13 protein-coding genes are annotated in these 14,965 nt (G+C 64.6%); 4 read left to right on the forward strand and 9 right to left on the reverse strand.

The features are described from left to right. From NFJ07_RS08195 to NFJ07_RS08215, 5 genes are all read right to left on the reverse strand, one after another. Nucleotides 1–471: a GbsR/MarR family transcriptional regulator gene (locus NFJ07_RS08195; RefSeq protein ID WP_269993613.1), complete on the reverse strand. Its 471-nt coding sequence runs from the start codon at nt 469–471 to the stop codon at nt 1–3. Then, nucleotides 468–2,090 (reverse strand): ABC transporter permease, encoded by a 1,623-nt coding sequence (locus NFJ07_RS08200; RefSeq protein WP_269993614.1) that lies wholly within the window; start codon nt 2,088–2,090, stop codon nt 468–470. Before NFJ07_RS08200 ends, NFJ07_RS08195 begins: the two co-directional genes overlap by 4 nt. Nucleotide 2,091: 1 nt before the next feature. Next, nucleotides 2,092–3,072 carry an ABC transporter ATP-binding protein gene (locus NFJ07_RS08205; protein WP_269993615.1) on the reverse strand — a complete coding sequence of 327 codons (981 nt, stop codon included), beginning with the start codon at nt 3,070–3,072 and terminating at the stop codon, nt 2,092–2,094. Between the two features lie 79 nt (nt 3,073–3,151). Next, on the reverse strand, nt 3,152–4,105 hold the full coding sequence (locus tag NFJ07_RS08210; RefSeq protein WP_269993616.1) for a hypothetical protein: 954 nt from the start codon (nt 4,103–4,105) through the stop codon (nt 3,152–3,154). Continuing rightward, nucleotides 4,102–4,809: a cytochrome b N-terminal domain-containing protein gene (locus tag NFJ07_RS08215; protein ID WP_269993617.1), complete on the reverse strand. Its 708-nt coding sequence runs from the start codon at nt 4,807–4,809 to the stop codon at nt 4,102–4,104. Before NFJ07_RS08215 ends, NFJ07_RS08210 begins: the two co-directional genes overlap by 4 nt. Nucleotides 4,810–5,137: 328 nt before the next feature. Here NFJ07_RS08215 and NFJ07_RS08220 point away from each other — a divergent pair, with 328 nt between their 5' ends. Next, the gene (locus NFJ07_RS08220; protein ID WP_269993618.1) at nt 5,138–5,581 is read left to right on the forward strand and encodes a pyridoxamine 5'-phosphate oxidase family protein; all 444 of its coding nucleotides are present in this window, start codon (nt 5,138–5,140) and stop codon (nt 5,579–5,581) included. A gap of 12 nt (nt 5,582–5,593) precedes the next feature. Here NFJ07_RS08220 and NFJ07_RS08225 read toward each other — a convergent pair whose 3' ends face one another. Continuing rightward, on the reverse strand, nt 5,594–6,472 hold the full coding sequence (locus NFJ07_RS08225; protein WP_269993619.1) for a universal stress protein: 879 nt from the start codon (nt 6,470–6,472) through the stop codon (nt 5,594–5,596). Between the two features lie 63 nt (nt 6,473–6,535). Further along, a complete protein-coding gene (locus NFJ07_RS08230) occupies nt 6,536–6,979 on the reverse strand; it encodes a pyridoxamine 5'-phosphate oxidase family protein (protein WP_269993620.1) in 444 nt (147 codons plus the stop codon). Nucleotides 6,980–7,187: 208 nt separating this feature from the next. Here NFJ07_RS08230 and NFJ07_RS08235 point away from each other — a divergent pair, with 208 nt between their 5' ends. Next, nucleotides 7,188–7,439 (forward strand): SHOCT domain-containing protein, encoded by a 252-nt coding sequence (locus tag NFJ07_RS08235; protein ID WP_269993621.1) that lies wholly within the window; start codon nt 7,188–7,190, stop codon nt 7,437–7,439. A gap of 39 nt (nt 7,440–7,478) precedes the next feature. Here the strand turns inward: NFJ07_RS08235 and NFJ07_RS08240 are convergent, their stop codons facing one another. After that, on the reverse strand, nt 7,479–9,905 hold the full coding sequence (locus tag NFJ07_RS08240) for a phosphoketolase family protein (RefSeq protein ID WP_269993622.1): 2,427 nt from the start codon (nt 9,903–9,905) through the stop codon (nt 7,479–7,481). Between the two features lie 213 nt (nt 9,906–10,118). On the opposite strand from NFJ07_RS08240, the gene mgtA reads away from it, so the two are divergent. Further along, on the forward strand, nt 10,119–12,806 hold the full coding sequence (mgtA, locus tag NFJ07_RS08245; protein ID WP_269993623.1) for a magnesium-translocating P-type ATPase: 2,688 nt from the start codon (nt 10,119–10,121) through the stop codon (nt 12,804–12,806). Here the strand turns inward: mgtA and NFJ07_RS08250 are convergent. After that, nucleotides 12,800–13,969 (reverse strand): acetate/propionate family kinase, encoded by a 1,170-nt coding sequence (locus NFJ07_RS08250; RefSeq protein ID WP_269993624.1) that lies wholly within the window; start codon nt 13,967–13,969, stop codon nt 12,800–12,802. The two genes, mgtA and NFJ07_RS08250, sit on opposite strands and share 7 nt — an antisense overlap. Nucleotides 13,970–14,144: 175 nt before the next feature. Between NFJ07_RS08250 and NFJ07_RS08255 the strand changes: the two genes are divergently transcribed. Then, a complete protein-coding gene (locus NFJ07_RS08255; protein ID WP_269993625.1) occupies nt 14,145–14,957 on the forward strand; it encodes a universal stress protein in 813 nt (270 codons plus the stop codon). The last annotated feature ends 8 nt before the right edge of the window (nt 14,958–14,965 follow it).

Raw genomic sequence — 14,965 nt, forward strand, 5'->3', positions numbered from 1 at the left:
TCATGCTTTGAATCGCGTGTGTTCCCACTCATCCAGTAGCCCCGGCAGCCGGGTCATGAGGAACCGGTAGAAGGCGCCCATCTCGTTCACCCGTGCCTGCGCCGCCGACCCCTCCTGAAGGCTGGAAGCAGTGGAGTCGGCGAGGTCCGCGAGGCGGTTGTAGACGGGGTTTTGCCGGAGGGAGGCGACGTACCACGCGTTGTCGGGGAGGGCGTAGCGGTCGCGCCGGCTGCCGGGCTGCGAGACCCGGTGCACGAAGCCGACGGTCTGCAGGTACCGCACGGCGCCGGAGACGGCGGCCGCGCTCGCGCCCAGTATCTCGGAGAGCTCGGCCGCGGTCAGCGAGCCGTCGTCGGAAACCACGAGGGCCATGAGGGCACGGGCCGGCATCTTGGGGAAGCCCGCAGCGGTGAGGACAGCCGCGGATGTCTCGGCGGTGTCGGGCATACGCTTGCTCGCGGGATCTGTCACGCTGTGCCCACCTCCCGGCGGCGCACGGCCGCGAGCGAGAATGCCGTGATGACCGCGGCAATGCCGAGCATCCAGAAGCCGCCGCTCCAGTCGGTCCCGATACTGGTGGTGACGGGGCTGTGGGTAAACGGCGAAAGGTCCCGGAGCGTCTGGTCAAGGCCGAGCATGCCGCCGTAGATCCCGAGTACGACGCCGATGCCCAGGAGCGCCCACCCGGCAGGGATCGTGGCCCGGGGCCAGACGACGAACACTGCGGCGGGCAGTGCAAGGTAAATGAGTGCTGCGGGGAGCTGGTCGACGGCGGTTTGCCAGACATCGCCGACTGCGCTTGAGGTGTCTCCGGAGGCGACCAGGGAGACCCAGGCCCCGAGGGCGGTGAACGCCATGACAAGCACCACCGAGACGGCACCGAGTCCAAGGAAGCTGCCTAGCCAGCGTATCCGGCCCACCGACTGGGACACCACGGGCTCGGCGGTTCCAGCCACCTCCTCCTGGCGCAGGCGCAGGACGGCCTGGAGACCGCACGCCGCGGCAAGTATTCCGGCTACCTCGAACAGTGCCGCGACGAGAAGCTGGGTCATTGAAGTGCCCTGTGCCTCGATCATGCCGCGGAGCACGGCCGTGATTTGGGGGTTGGAGGTGATCGAGGACTGGATTGCGGACCCGAGCGAGCCCGTGAGGAGGCCCGTTGCGAGGCCGCCGATGCACCAGCCGATGATCGCGCCCTGCTGTAGGCGCAGCGCGAGCGAGAAGCTCCCGCGCAGCCAGGGCCGGGCGTCGGCGCGTCCGGATCGCCCGGCGAGTACGCTCGCGCCGACGTCCCGGCGCGCCATGATCGCCACGACGACGGCGGTGCACACCGCCCAGAGTGCGAGGGGAAGGAGCAACGGCCACCATCGGTTGCCCGTGTAGGCGAAGGTCTGCTGGCCCCAGCCGATGGGGGAGATCCAGCTCGGCCATGCGGCCGTCATGGTCGTCCCGTCGGGACTGACTTGTCCGGTCGCGTCGCCGAAACCGCGCAGCAGGTACGCGAGCATCACGAGCGCCGACGAGATGCCGTTGGCCCCCCGCGATGTGCTGAAGAACTCGGAGGCCAACAGGCCCACGCCGAGGAAGGCGAAGCCCACGGCACCCGTCGCGAAGCCAGCCACGAGCGAGCCGGCCGGGTCAAGCCCTCCTGCCATGAAGCCGAGTGCCGTCGCGATGGCCACGAGTAAGTTGGCCACGGCGCCGTGAAGGACAGTGGCGCCGAGCGGGGCCCATCGCCCGGCGGCCGTCGCGGAAATGAGCTCGGCCCGGCCCGATTCCTCTTCCGCCCGTGTGTGTCGGACGGCCATGAACGTATTCATAAGTCCGGCAAGGACGCCCAGGAATGCGAAGATTTCGAAGAACGTGAACGAATCGAGCGCCGGACCGCGTGGGAGGCCGCGCAGGACGAGGATCGCGGGTGCCGCGGTCGCGAGCTGAAGCACCTGCGCGCGCGTCGCGTCGTCGCCGAAGGTCTTCGCTATGGCTGCGACGGCGAACAGTGCGAGCACTCCGATCGAGAGGACCCAAACAATCACCTGCCAGCGGTCCCGGCGCAACCGCTGCCGGTAAAGGATCAACAGTGCGCCCATCTCAGGCTCCCGCCGCGGCGCGGTGGCGCCGATGGTGGGTGCCGCCGTCGTCCGCTGCCTGCGGGGCAGGCGAAGCGACCGTGTCGCCGTAGTGGCGCAGGAAGAGCTCTTCGAGCGACGGCGGCGCGACCAGCAGGCCTTTGACCCCGAGGCTGCCGAGGAGTGGCAGGACCTCGTGGACGCGATCGGAATCGGCGCCGAACTTGACGCGCCCGTCCGCCATGGTGAGGTCGTGGACCTGCGACAGCGTGTCCAGTGCGTGGGTGTCCACACTGTCCTGGGCGAACGAGATCTCCGTGCGGGTGAGGTGGCGCAGTGCGTCGAGCGTGCCGCCGTCAACGATCCGGCCGGCGCGGATGATGCTCACGCGGTCGGCGAGCTGCTCGACTTCGGAGAGGATATGGCTTGAGAGCAGGACTGTGGCGCCGTTTTCGTGCACGATCCGCCTGATCTCGCGCGTGAAGACGGCCTCCATAAGCGGGTCAAGGCCGCTCGTGGGCTCGTCGAGGAGATACAGCTCGGCGTCCATGACGAGGGCGGAGATGAGCGCGACTTTCTGGCGGTTTCCCTTCGAGTAGGCGCGGCCCTTCTTGCTCGGGTCGAAGTCGAAGAGTTCGCAGAGGTGATGCTTGCGCTCCTTGTAGGTGGCTTGGTCTACAGCGCCGTCTCGGAGGCGGGAGAGGAGGTCGATGGCCTCGCCGCCCGAGAGGTTGGGCCAGAGGCTCACGTCTCCCGGGATGCTCGCGAGGCGCCGGTGGAGTTCGACGGCGTCTGCCCACGGATGCATGCCCAGGACCCTTGCGCTGCCCGACGACGGCCGGGCCAGCCCGAGCAGGATGCGCAGCGTGGTGGTCTTCCCCGCGCCGTTCGGCCCGAGGAAGCCGTGGATCTCGCCCTTGTGGACCTCAAGATCGAGGCCGTCGAGCGCTTTGACGCGCCCGAAGTTCTTGTGCAAATCGACAGTCTGGATGATGGTGTCCATGACCACAAAGGTACGCAGTTTTCACAAAGTTTTGAATGACCGAAAGGCCCTTGTATTCCAGTGCGGTTCGTGCGTACGACTAGCGGTGCTTGTAGTAGTCCCGCCAGATCAGCCGGTGCACAGGTATACGGCGGGGCAACGATCTGAGTCCGGGTATGAACGGCACCAGGGTCAGGAGGAGTGTCAGGATCACCATGGAAAACACGACGAGGACATCTGCGTTTGTCGATGATTTGAAGGGTTCCACTTGGTAGAGGGCGGAGAAGAGCCACAGCCACGACTGGCCGGGGTAGTTCCCGGTTTCATTCATCATTCCCCACTGGTCTCCCGTCAGATGCTGGGCGTCGGCGAGGCCGGGGAAGTAGCTGCCGTCGCCAAGGAACAGGATGCTGGCTTTGTAATCGGTGTTGTAGAACGAACCTCTTGCGCTCAGCACCGGATCAAGGGTCCCTTGCTGCGCCATGGCCAGAAGGGCTCCGGTGAGGATCGGTACCGGACCGTAGTCGCCGGGCGGAACCTTCGCCGAGTCGTTGTCCGGGGCTTTGCTGAGTGCGTCCCCGTACGCGGCAGTCCAGGAAGCGTGTTGGGCGTCGCTTGCCTTCGTCCATTCGTCGATCGCCGCGGGCGGGGTCGGAAGAGTTTGGAGCGGGCCGATGACGAAGTCGTTGGCGGTGTCGATCGGAAGCCTTACACCGGAAAGAGTCTGCAGGTCGATCGGGCCGAGCTTTTGGGTGGCATCGGCCGTCGAATTGTAGGGTGGCCCATACCCTGCCGTGCCGCTGGTGCCGCCGAGTTCCGCGGTGGCCGTTGCCACGAAGTCCGCTGGCTGGGCTACTGCCCACGATTTGAGGGTCACACTGGGGTCGTCCGGGGAGCTGAAAACCGCAGAGAGCCCCAGGACAAGCAGAGCAACGACAACCAGTCCAACAGCAAGTTCCTTGAATAGATCGTATTCGCGCGTCGTACCTGGCCATGGCCTGCTGGCGATGTCGTTCCGTGCACGCCACGAGACTGATACCGGTGCCTTTGTCATTTCATGTCCTTGTCGTCGACGGCCGGATTTGGTGCCGCCGACCGCAGCTGGGCGTCAGATTCCGCAGCCTCCAACGGGGGCACCACGCCGTGCATCCGCACGAGAACAACGTGGAGGGCGACGACGACGGCGACGGCCAGCGGAAGGAGTGTGATGTGCCACATGAGTATCTGGCCCAGATCGGCGACGTTGAACCATGCACCCACACCCACGGCGTTGAGGGCGTCTTTGGCTTGGAAGGCGATCCACTGCGAGTCGAAGTTTGTTTGAAGCAGGTATCCGGTAAAGGCGGTGACAATTGAGACGACGAACGCGAGCATCCCCGTGATCCAGGTCAGCACGCGCCCGCCCCGCCAGGCGGCCATCCAGAATTTGCCCCAGAGGTGGATCACCATGAACATGAAGAACAGCTCAACGCTCCACAAATGGGTGCTGTTGATGAAACGGCCAAAGGCTGAGACATGGAACCAGGTGGGACCGTTCAACGCCAGTACGGCACCGGAACCGAGGATATAGACAAACGCGGCAACGGCGCCCATGCCGAAGACATAAATCCAGGACGACACGTAGCTCGGCTGGCCTTCGGGAAGCAGCTTATCCGGCGGCAACCGGCGCAAGGCCCAGCCCCGGGCTTTTCCCGTCCACGTGGAGAAGCGAGGTTCGCCGTCGTTGGCAGTCGAAACAGGGCCGCGCCCGGCGGTCATTTCCGGCTCCTTCGGCCTGGGAACGGAAGAACCAAAGCGAGAATGAATAGCACGACCATCGTGGCAATGACCACCAGATTGCCGAATTGGATCAGGAAGTCACCCCACTGGAAATAGGTTCCGGGATCCGACATTCCGGCATCCGCTTGTTTTATTCCGAGCATCACGGCCTCTTTCGGTGAAAGGCGAACCTTGGATGGGAAGCCTTCCTATGAGTGACGCTACAAGCTTGCTGGCCAACAGACACGGGTCCAAGGGCCCTATTGGATGATGCCGCCCGCATGCATGCTGGAATGGCCTGGAATGCCGACCATCGAAAGGACCGACCATGTCACCGGATACCGCAAACCCCGTGGAAGTCCTGAACGAGGATGAATGCTGGAACATCCTTTTGGGTGCGACGTTGGGGCGGTTGGCACTGAGCATCGCCAACGAACCCGAGATCTATCCGATCAACTTCGTCGCTCACGACGGACGACTTCTCCTTCGAACGAATCCCGGGGAGAAGCTATTTGCACTCACGATTAACAACAGTGTCGCGTTCGAGACTGACGGCATAGGAAACGAATCCGTTTGGAGCGTCGTGGTGAAAGGCAAGGCACGGCAATTGGAGTCAGACGCCGAAATTGAGGCGGCAGAGAGGATCCCGCGCCAACAACTGACCTCCGTCAAGAAGCGGGTGTTCGTCGAAATAGTCCCGACGTCCATCACCGGGAGGCGCATTCACCGCGGGCCGGAAAACGACGAGCTGGCCCCTAGCGACTTGTACTGAACAACATCTGCTTCAGTGCATGTCCGTGCCGTGCCCGCGCACTATAAGGATCGGGCAGGTGGCGTGATGCAGGACAGCGTGCGCGGTTGAACCGATGGTGCCCCGAACGAGTCCGTGTCCTTTGGTCCCGACGACGATGATGGAGGCATCTTGAGACTCCGCCAAAAGAGTGCCCGGGATTGACGTGCCGATCGGCGATCTTATGTGGAGATCGAGGCCCGGAATTGTTTCGTGGGCGCTCCGCGCCGCGGAGTCGAGAAGCGTCTGGACGCGGGGTTCTGCTTGGTCCTGCGTCGAAATGGCCGCGTCTTGGAGATGGCGTGGAATCCAGTGTTCCTTCCGGACGTGCACCACTCGAAGGGGTGTCCCGGCCAACGTGGCCAGGTTGCAAGCATGCCGTAGCGGTAGTTCCCAATCGTCGAAGTCGACGCCGACTACAACCGGACCTTCAGGGTGTTCTCCCGCACGGATGACAGCGACGGGGCAATCGGCTGTTGCCGCGAGTTCCATGCTGACGGAGCCGATCAGCAGTCCCATGAAACCCCCTGCGCCCCTGGTGCCGACGACCAGCAATGCGGCGCCGGTAGAGACGGCCCTGAGGTTTTCGGCCGGCCACCCATAGAACAGCGTCGTTTTGACCGCCAATCCAGGAATCGCGTCGTGGGCGAGTGCCACGCCCTCGGTCAGGATGTCCTCGGCCGCGCGTCGCAACCCGCTGCCTTCGACGCCCGGCACGGGACCGAGGTCGTGGGTGATTGCCGGCCACAGGGAGCTGTGGACCAGGTGAAGTCCGCAGTTCCGCTGAGCCGCCTGGCGGGCAGCCCAACGGATGGCTGGGACAGCTTCGGCGGACCCGTCGTAGCCAACGATGATTTCTTCCGCGGTATCCATGGTCTCCTTGCCCGTGGGGGTGTTTGAAGGTGGAATGGCTCCGGGGCTTACTCCAGAGCGGGCTTACTCCAGATGCACGTGGCGTCCGGTGACCCTGTGTGCCTGGATCCGGATAAAGAGGTTCCGTGCTCCGCCGGACCACGGCTCGGCCATGACCTTTCCCCATAGCCGGGTCAGAAGGTCCTTGTCCTCGACACGGGACGAGGCGCCGCTGACCAGTACCGACCATCCCTCGTTCCGATCGGCACGTGAATCGTCGATTTCAAAAGACGACTCAAGCGACGGGACCGCCTCGGCGATGGATCCATCCCCGGCCGTGCGGAAGTAAATGGACTGGCCGTCGACCAAATAATTCACGGGCAGAATCACCACCCTGCCTTGTTCAAGGAAGCCGAAGCGGCCGGTGGTGTTTGAGCGCAGGAGATCCCAGCACTGTTCCTGGCTGAGTTCTTCCGCGACGTGCAGTCCGCCGTCAACGCGGCCTGCGTCCATGCTGGGGAGTGACATGTTTGCTCCTATGTCGTCGAGCTCTATTCCGTTGTTCGGGCACACGATCGCTGGTGTGAAGACCTGCAACTCCCTGCAGCCTATTGAGCGGCCTTGTCCCGTTGTAGGGCCGAAAGGCCCGGCGGTGTGACTAAATGCCCTGTGGGACCGGCCGGAAACGAGCGACACTGGACGCAGGTACGGAATCCAAAACAAAAGGAAATTGGCCATGATGTACGGATGGGATGGAAACATCGGCATCGGCGGCTGGATCGCCATGGGGCTGATGATGTTGCTGTTCTGGGGAGTCATTGCCACCCTGGTGATCCTGCTGCTGCGGGGGAACCACGCGGGCGGACGGGGTCTCTACAGGCCACCGAATGATGATTCCGAGCGTATCCTCAATGAGCGCTTCGCCCGGGGCGAGATCGACGAAACGGAGCTCACCGCGCGCCGCGCCGCCCTAAAGCGCCGGCCGTGACCGGCGCCCACGCGGACCGCCCAGGCCCTGGCGTGGCCGCTAAGGAAGGTGCGGTGTCCAGACCCAGTCGCGGATTTCCGGGAGGTCTTCGAAATGTTCCCGGATGTACCGCACATGCGCCTCTAGTTGCCTGCGGCAGAAGTCGACCAGTTCATCCGCGCCCGTGACTTGCCGATGAACACGACGCAGTGCTTCGAGGACCAGGTGGTAGCGGCTCATCTTGTTCAGGACCACCATGTCGAAGGGGGTGGTGGTGGTTCCTTGTTCGTTGTAGCCGCGGACGTGGAACCGCTCCGGGCGGGGCCGTCCATGCAGGAGCTGGTGCAGTGCCCGGGCGTAGCCGTGCCAGGCCATGATGACTTCCCCGTCGCCCGTGAACAGTTCTTCGAACTGCTCGTCGGACAGGCCGTGGGGGTGGGTGTCGCGGGGCGGAAGGACCATGGCATCCATGACGTTGACAACGCGGACCACGAGTCCGGGCAGATGCTCTTGAAGCAGCCATGCTGCTGCCAGCGTCTCCTGGGTGGGGATGTCACCGGCGCAGGCCATGACGACGTCGGGCACGGCCCGGGCGCCGTCGGGCTCGCCGTTGCCGGCCGGTTCCTCGTTGCCGGCCCAGGACCAGATGGACGCTCCTGCCGCGGCGTGACGCCTTGCCTCCTCCAGGCTCAGGTACTGCGGGTGCGGCTGTTTGTCTACGACCACCAGATTTACGTAGTCCTTGCTGCGAAGGATGTGGTCGGCGGTGACGAGAAGGGTGTTCGCGTCCGGCGGCAGGTAGACGCGGGTGACCGTTCCTGACAGGGACAACACTGTGTCGATCAGTCCGGGCCCCTGGTGGCTGAAGCCGTTGTGGTCGTTGCGCCAGCAGGTCGAGGTCAGAAGAATGTTCAGGCTCGGCACGGGGGCGCGCCATTCAAGTTCCCTCGCGTGCTGGAGCCATTTGGCGTGTTGGACGGTCATTGATGCGCTGACCATCGCGAAGGCCTCATAGCTGGCGAAGAGTCCGTGGCGGCCCGTGAGGAGGTATCCCTCCAGCCAGCCCTGACACAGGTGTTCGGAGAGGACTTCCATGACCCTGCCTTCGGGCGAAACATGGTCTTCGGCCAGGGCGTGTTCACCGTCCATGGCTGGTTCCAAAAGGCAGCGGTCGGTGGCCTGGAAGACAGCCCCGAGCCGGTTGCTGTTGGTTTCGTCCGGGCAGAAAAGCCGGAACCGCGGATCCGAGGCCGTAGCGACGTAGACGTCCCGGAGCAGTTCCCCCAGCGGCCTGGTGGTTTCGCGGACGATCGACCCCCGCGGCACGGTCGGTACAGCGTACGGTTCCAGGTCAGGGATCTCAAGGGGAGTACCGGTCCCGCCCCGGCTCGCAGAGGCTGCGCCCATGCGGAGGTTTCCCTCAGGGGCAAGTGCGGCCAGTTCCGGGATGAGCCGGCCTGTGCTGTCGAAGAGGGTTTCGGGCCGGTAGGAGCGCATCCAGGTCTCCAGCTGCGCCAGGTGTTCGGGATTCTCGCGAACACTTGCCAGGGGCACCTGGTGGGAACGAAAGGTTCCTTCGACGGGGAGCCCGTCCACTGTGGCTGGCCCGGTCCACCCTTTGGGTGTCCGTAGGATGATGGCAGGCCAGCGTGCCGGGCCATGCACGCCCTGGGCGCGCGCCTCGGATTGCAGTTCGCGGATGCGCTCATAAGACTTGTCCATCGCTGTGGCCAGGGCGCGGTGGACAAGGAAGGGTTCGTCGCCGGAGACGGTGAGCGGATCCCAGCCATGGGCCGTGAGGAGCGCTTCAACGTCCTCATTGGATCTGCGGCCCAGGACGGTTGGTCCGGAGATCTTGTGCCCGTTCAGATGCAATATCGGCAGCACGGCGCCGTCCCGGGCAGGGTTGAGAAAGGATGGCGCCTTCCATGATCCTTCCAGCGGGCCCGTCTCGGCTTCTCCGTCGCCGATGACGCAGGCGACAATCAGCCCGGGGTTGTCCATGGCGGCGCCCGTGGCGTGCATCAAGGAGTAGCCAAGCTCGCCTCCTTCGTGGATGGAACCGGGAGTGGCAGGGCCGACATGGCTCGATACCCCACCCGGCGTGGAAAACTGCCGGACAAGCCGCCGGAGCCCGGGGACGTCCATCCCCACCTTGGGATAGATCTCCGAGTAGGTGCCCTCAAGGTAGACGTTGGCGACGACGGCGGGACCGCCGTGGCCCGGACCTGCGACGAACAGGACTTCCGCCGACGTTCGCCTGATCAGGCGGTTCAGGTGGGCGTAGATCAGCGACAAGCCCGGGCTGGTTCCCCAATGCCCCAGAAGCCGGGGCTTGATGTGGCTTGGCAGCAGCGGCTCCCGCAGCAGGGGATTTTCCTGGAGGTAGATCTGGGCCACGCTGAGGTAGTTGGCCGCGGACCAATACCGGTGGAGCGGATCGAAGTCCTCGCCCGAAGCTTCCGTAACGGCGGTGCCGGTTTCCATGGATTTGCCTCTTCCGGGGTCGACGGCGTGCCGAATGCACGCGTTTCTGGCGCTGGACTGTCTGGTCTTCACGGTGCTGGTCTTCACGGTGTCAGATACACGGCGGGGCGGTTAGGGCCATAGGGCCCTAGGCCGTTCGTCAATCGCCTCTCCCTAAGCCTTACCCTTATCCCAAGGCGACTCCCTCAGGCCACGCATTCGAACGGATACGGCATGTCAGATCTTAACGTCCAGGAGCGGCACTCCATGCAGCTGCCGATCACCGAGGCAGCGTGCCTTCAGCCGGACGATGTGTTGGATCATCTGGGATCCAGCCCAACGGGGCTGACAGGCAAAGTAGCCGCGGAACGTCTGGAAGAACTCGGCCCGAACGCCGTTCGGACGCACCGGGCCAACGGCTGGGCGGTGTTGGGCCGGCAGTTCGCCAGCCCCATCCTCATTCTGCTGATCGTCACGGCAGGGCTTTCCCTCTTCCTGGGCGATGCCACGAATTCGATCGTGATCGGCGTGATCCTTCTGGTCAGCGTGGGCTTGGGCTTCACCAATGAATTCCGCGCCGAACGGGCCTCTGAAGCCCTGCACTCCCGGGTCACCCACCGCGCCGTCGTGCTGCGCGACGGAACCACGCAGGATGTGGACGTCACCGCCTTGGTGCCGGGCGACGTCGTACACCTGAACCTGGGCGCCATCGTCCCCGCCGACATCCGGCTCCTGAGCACCAAGAACCTCCTCTGTGACGAAAGCATCCTGACGGGGGAGTCCCTTCCGGCGGGCAAGGATCCGGCCCCCGTGGCGCCCGGCTCGTCCCTGGGCGACCTCGCATCCTGCGTCTTCATGGGAACCGTCATCCAGTCCGGCGGCTGCACCGGCGTGGTCGTGGCCACGGGCGGCCGCGCCGAATTCGGCCGTATCGCGCTGGGCCTGGGGGAACGGCAGCCCCAGACCGAATTCCAGCTCGGGCTGAAGCGGTTCTCGTTCTTGCTTTTGCAGGTGGCTATCGGGCTCACCACGCTGATCTTCATCGCGAATCTGCTGCTGCACCGCCCGCTCATCGAGTCGCTGCTGTTCTCTCTGGCAATCGCCGTCGGCATCACGCCGCAGCTGCTGCCCGCCGTCGTGAGTACCAGCCTCGCCACCGGCACCCGCCAGCTGGCCCGCCGGAAAGTCCTGGTGAAGCGGCTGGTCTGCATTGAGGACCTGGGGGACATGGACATCCTGGTCACCGACAAAACCGGCACCCTCACGGAGGGGCGGATCAGTTTCACCGGCGCGCTGCCCGTCTCCCCGGAAGTGTCCGACGTCGAACTGCTCACCTTGGGTCTGCTGGCCACCGAAACCGACTACTCAGAGGCCAAACTATCCACGGCCGGGCAGAATCCGCTGGACGCGTCGCTTTGGGAAAGCTCCGGGGCCGCCGCGTTCGATCCCGCCCGCTTTGAGCGCATGGACCTGATCGACTTCGACCACCAGCGCCGCCGGACCAGCGTGCTGGTGCGGGAAGCCGGCGGCCCCGCACGCCTCGTCACCAAGGGTGCCCCTGAAGACGTGCTCGCCCTCTGCGGGCCGACTTCGCCCAACGTGCAGGCAATGCTGGACGAACAGTTCGACGCCGGATCGCGCGTCGTCGCGGTGGCTACCCGCCCAGCCACGGGGCTGAGTAGGATCACGCCTGCTGACGAAAGGGACCTCGTCCTTGCAGGCTTCCTCGTCTTCCTCGACCGGCCCAAGGCAAACGCGAAAGGGTCCCTGGAAAAACTGGCCACGCTGGGTATCTCCGTGAAGATCGCCACCGGGGATAACGCCAAAGTCGCCGAAAAGGTGTGCTCCGAACTTGGCGTTGTCTCGGGCGGAACCCTCACCGGCGCGGATGTGGACGCATTGTCCGACACCGAGCTGGCCGCCACCGCTAGGGTGGCAACCATCTTTGCCCGCGTCTCGCCCGAGCAGAAGGCGCGGATCATCACGTTGTTGCGCAAGAGCGGCGGGGCAGTGGGTTTTATGGGCGACGGTGTCAACGACGCCCTGGCCCTTCACAAGGCGGACATCGGGATTTCCGTGGACAGCGCCACCGACGTCGCCAAGGACGCCGCCGACATAGTGCTTTTGGAAAAGGACCTTGGCGTCCTGGCCGAGGGCGTGATGGAGGGCCGGAGGATCTTCGCGAACACCATCAAATACGTGCTGATGGGAACGTCCAGCAACTTCGGCAATATGTTCAGCGCCGCGACGGCGTCGGTGGTGCTGAGCTTCCTGCCCATGCTGCCGGGGCAGATCCTGCTCAACAATCTGCTCTACGACAGCGGCCAGCTGGCCATCCCGGGCGACCGCGTGGACAAGGAACAGCTGCTGGCACCCTCGCATTGGAACATCTCTTTCATACGGCGCTTCATGTTCCTCTTCGGGCCGATCAGCTCAATCTTCGATTTTGCGACCTTCGCGCTCATGCTGTTCGTCTTCAACGCCGTCCCGGGGGAGTTCCGGGCAGGTTGGTTCATCGAATCCATCGCGACGCAGACCCTCATCATTTTCGCCATCAGGACCCGGCGGGTTCCGTTCCTGCGCAGCCGCCCCTCGGCCGGCCTGTTGAGTGCATCCTTGGGCGTGGTGGCCGCGGGGATCTTCCTGCCGTTGTCACCGCTGGCTGGCGTGTTGGGCTTCGATCCATTGCCGGTGCCGTTCTTCTTGGCGGTACTGGGAATGATCGTTGTCTACATGGTCATGGTGGAATTCGCCAAGCAGTGGTTCTTCGCCCGGGCCGCGCAGCAGCTGCCGGAACTTCCGACGCCTGTCCGCCGTCGGCCGGACACCCATCACATTTCCCGCCGCGCCGCCCGCTTCAGCGCGCCGGTTGTCGGGATTGTGCCAGGGCGGCCATTGCGTCGGCGGCTTAAGGGTCAGTAGCCGCGGGCCGTTTGTACTGACGGGGGAAATGCGACGGCGGCTGTCTTCTCCGCGATAGCCCACTCCTCGTCACTGGGGACGACCAGGACCGGAAATCTTGATCCGTCCGTACTGATGGTACGGACACCGGCTTCACCGGCATCGTTCCTGACTTCGTCGATGAAGAGGCCGAGGGGCCCCAGCAGCGAGATGACCCGGGATCTGAACTGACCGGAATGTTCGCCGATACCGCCTGTGAAGACCAAGGCCCCGGCTCCGCCGACCACCATGTTGTAGGCCGCGATGTACTTGGCGAGACGGTAGGCGGCCATGTCCGATGCAAGGATCGCACGCGAATCCCCGTGCCGCACGGCGTCCTGGATCGCGCGCATGTCGGCTGATCCGGCCAGGCCCAGCAGGCCCGCCCGGTGGTTGAGGAGCTCGTCGATCTCGTCCGGTCCGAGGCCATGTCGCTGCAACAGCGTGACGATGGACGGATCAAGATCACCGGAACGGGTACCCATGACCAACCCCTCCAGAGGAGTCATGCCCATGGAGGTGTCGACGCTGCGGCCCTCCCGCACAGCGGTAACAGAGGCGCCGTTGCCAAGGTGCGCCACCACGGCATTCAGCGAGCCCAGCGGGATTCCGAGAAACGCCGAAGTGTCGCGGCAAGCGATCTCGACGGAGATCCCGTGGAAGCCATAGCGCCGGATCCCGTATCTCGTGTAAAGCTCCTCCGGAACGGCGTAGCGGGAGGCATGGTTGGGCATCGTGCCGTGGAAGGCTGTGTCGAAAACGGCTACCTGCGGCGTGCGCGGCCAACGGGCGGCCGCGGCACGCATGCACGCCACGCTAGCCGCGTTGTGGAGGGGTGCCAACTCGCCAAGTTCCTCGATGGTCCCCATGACGTCCGGGGTGACGCGGATGGGCGAACTGAAGCGATCTCCGCCGTGGACTACGCGATGGCCGATCGCGTCAGGGCGTGTTCCGCCGGTAATGTCCCGGACGGCCGCGTCGATCACGTCGTACACCGCGCCAAGGAGGTCAGGATCCAGCGTGCCCCCTTGCGGGCTGTCGATGACCCGATCAAGCAAGACCCCCGGCTTCGTTTCGGATGGTCCGATCCGCCGCAGTTGGTACTTCAGGGATGAGGAACCTGGATTCAAAACAAGGATCAGCACGCCGATGTCCTTCCATGAAGACCCCGCAGCACCGGGCCGTGGGAGCCGGTACCCCTTGAGGACCATAACCCGGCAACGGCATTCACGGGAGGGTCTTCCGGCCCTTGCAGGGCATGGCTTACCCGACGAAACTGGGGAGAAATTGACCGCGGGTTCCAGGAAGGCACGTGCGCTCGTGAAGAAACAGATTCTTGTCGGTGTCGATGGGTCCGCGGTCGGCAGTGCTGGCGCGGACTGGGCTGCCGAACGGGCCCGTGACCTTGGTCTCCAGCTCAACCTGGTCCATGCCGTCCCTGAGCCATGGGCGTTCCCGGAGAAGGCCCTCCACGAGGACGCGATTGCACAGGCCGAGGACCTGCTGAAAGGCGAGGCGGCACGTGTTGGCGCACTGATTCCCTCCCTGGATCTGGTCACGACCCTGAGTTCCGGAGAGCCAGCCGAGACCATGCGCAAGCTTTCCGCGGACGCGGAAATGGTCGTGGTGGGAACCGACAGGCGTCCCGACAACCACGGCGAAGGATTTGGTTCGGTCAGCTTCCAAGTCGCAATCATCAGCCATTGCGCCGTCGCGGTTGTTCCCGCATCTTCGACGCATGAATCATCCGGCGTGGTGGTCGGAGTCGATGGCTCCGAGGACTCCTGCCTCGCCGTCGTGATGGCCGCTGACGAGGCACAGCGAATGGGACAGGAACTCGTGATCGTCCATGCCCTTGCAGGGCCCGCCGGGCGCGAATTCGATGGGCGCGTGCTGGCCGCATCGGCCGAGGGCCTGCCGGGGAAGTACCCGGGTTTGGTCATACGCCAGATCCTGGACCTTGAGCACGCCCCGGCCGCAGCCCTCCTCGGCGCCAGTGCCCATGCGCGGCTGCTGGTCTTAGGCTGCAAAGGAAGGGGCGGGGCCCGCGTGCTTGTTGGCTCAGTGGCGCAGCACGTGCTGCTCAACGTCCAGTGCCCGACGCTGATAACCCGTCCCGCATCGCAAGCATAGCCGCCGGG

It is taken from the genome of Arthrobacter sp. B2a2-09 (assembly GCF_027587375.1).
Classification (GTDB): domain Bacteria; phylum Actinomycetota; class Actinomycetes; order Actinomycetales; family Micrococcaceae; genus Arthrobacter.

Excerpts from the sequence above, each read along its gene's own strand:
- NFJ07_RS08230 (WP_269993620.1), bottom strand. The coding sequence starts at position 6,979 with ATGTCACTCCCCAGCATGGACGCAGGCCGCGTTGACGGCGGACTGCAC.
- NFJ07_RS08205 (WP_269993615.1), bottom strand. The coding sequence starts at position 3,072 with ATGGACACCATCATCCAGACTGTCGATTTGCACAAGAACTTCGGGCGC.
- NFJ07_RS08240 (WP_269993622.1), bottom strand. The coding sequence starts at position 9,905 with ATGGAAACCGGCACCGCCGTTACGGAAGCTTCGGGCGAGGACTTCGAT.
- NFJ07_RS08235 (WP_269993621.1), top strand. The coding sequence starts at position 7,188 with ATGATGTACGGATGGGATGGAAACATCGGCATCGGCGGCTGGATCGCC.
- NFJ07_RS08200 (WP_269993614.1), bottom strand. The coding sequence starts at position 2,090 with ATGGGCGCACTGTTGATCCTTTACCGGCAGCGGTTGCGCCGGGACCGC.
- mgtA (WP_269993623.1), top strand. The coding sequence starts at position 10,119 with ATGTCAGATCTTAACGTCCAGGAGCGGCACTCCATGCAGCTGCCGATC.
- NFJ07_RS08220 (WP_269993618.1), top strand. The coding sequence starts at position 5,138 with ATGTCACCGGATACCGCAAACCCCGTGGAAGTCCTGAACGAGGATGAA.
- NFJ07_RS08210 (WP_269993616.1), bottom strand. The coding sequence starts at position 4,105 with ATGACAAAGGCACCGGTATCAGTCTCGTGGCGTGCACGGAACGACATC.
- NFJ07_RS08215 (WP_269993617.1), bottom strand. The coding sequence starts at position 4,809 with ATGACCGCCGGGCGCGGCCCTGTTTCGACTGCCAACGACGGCGAACCT.
- NFJ07_RS08225 (WP_269993619.1), bottom strand. The coding sequence starts at position 6,472 with ATGGATACCGCGGAAGAAATCATCGTTGGCTACGACGGGTCCGCCGAA.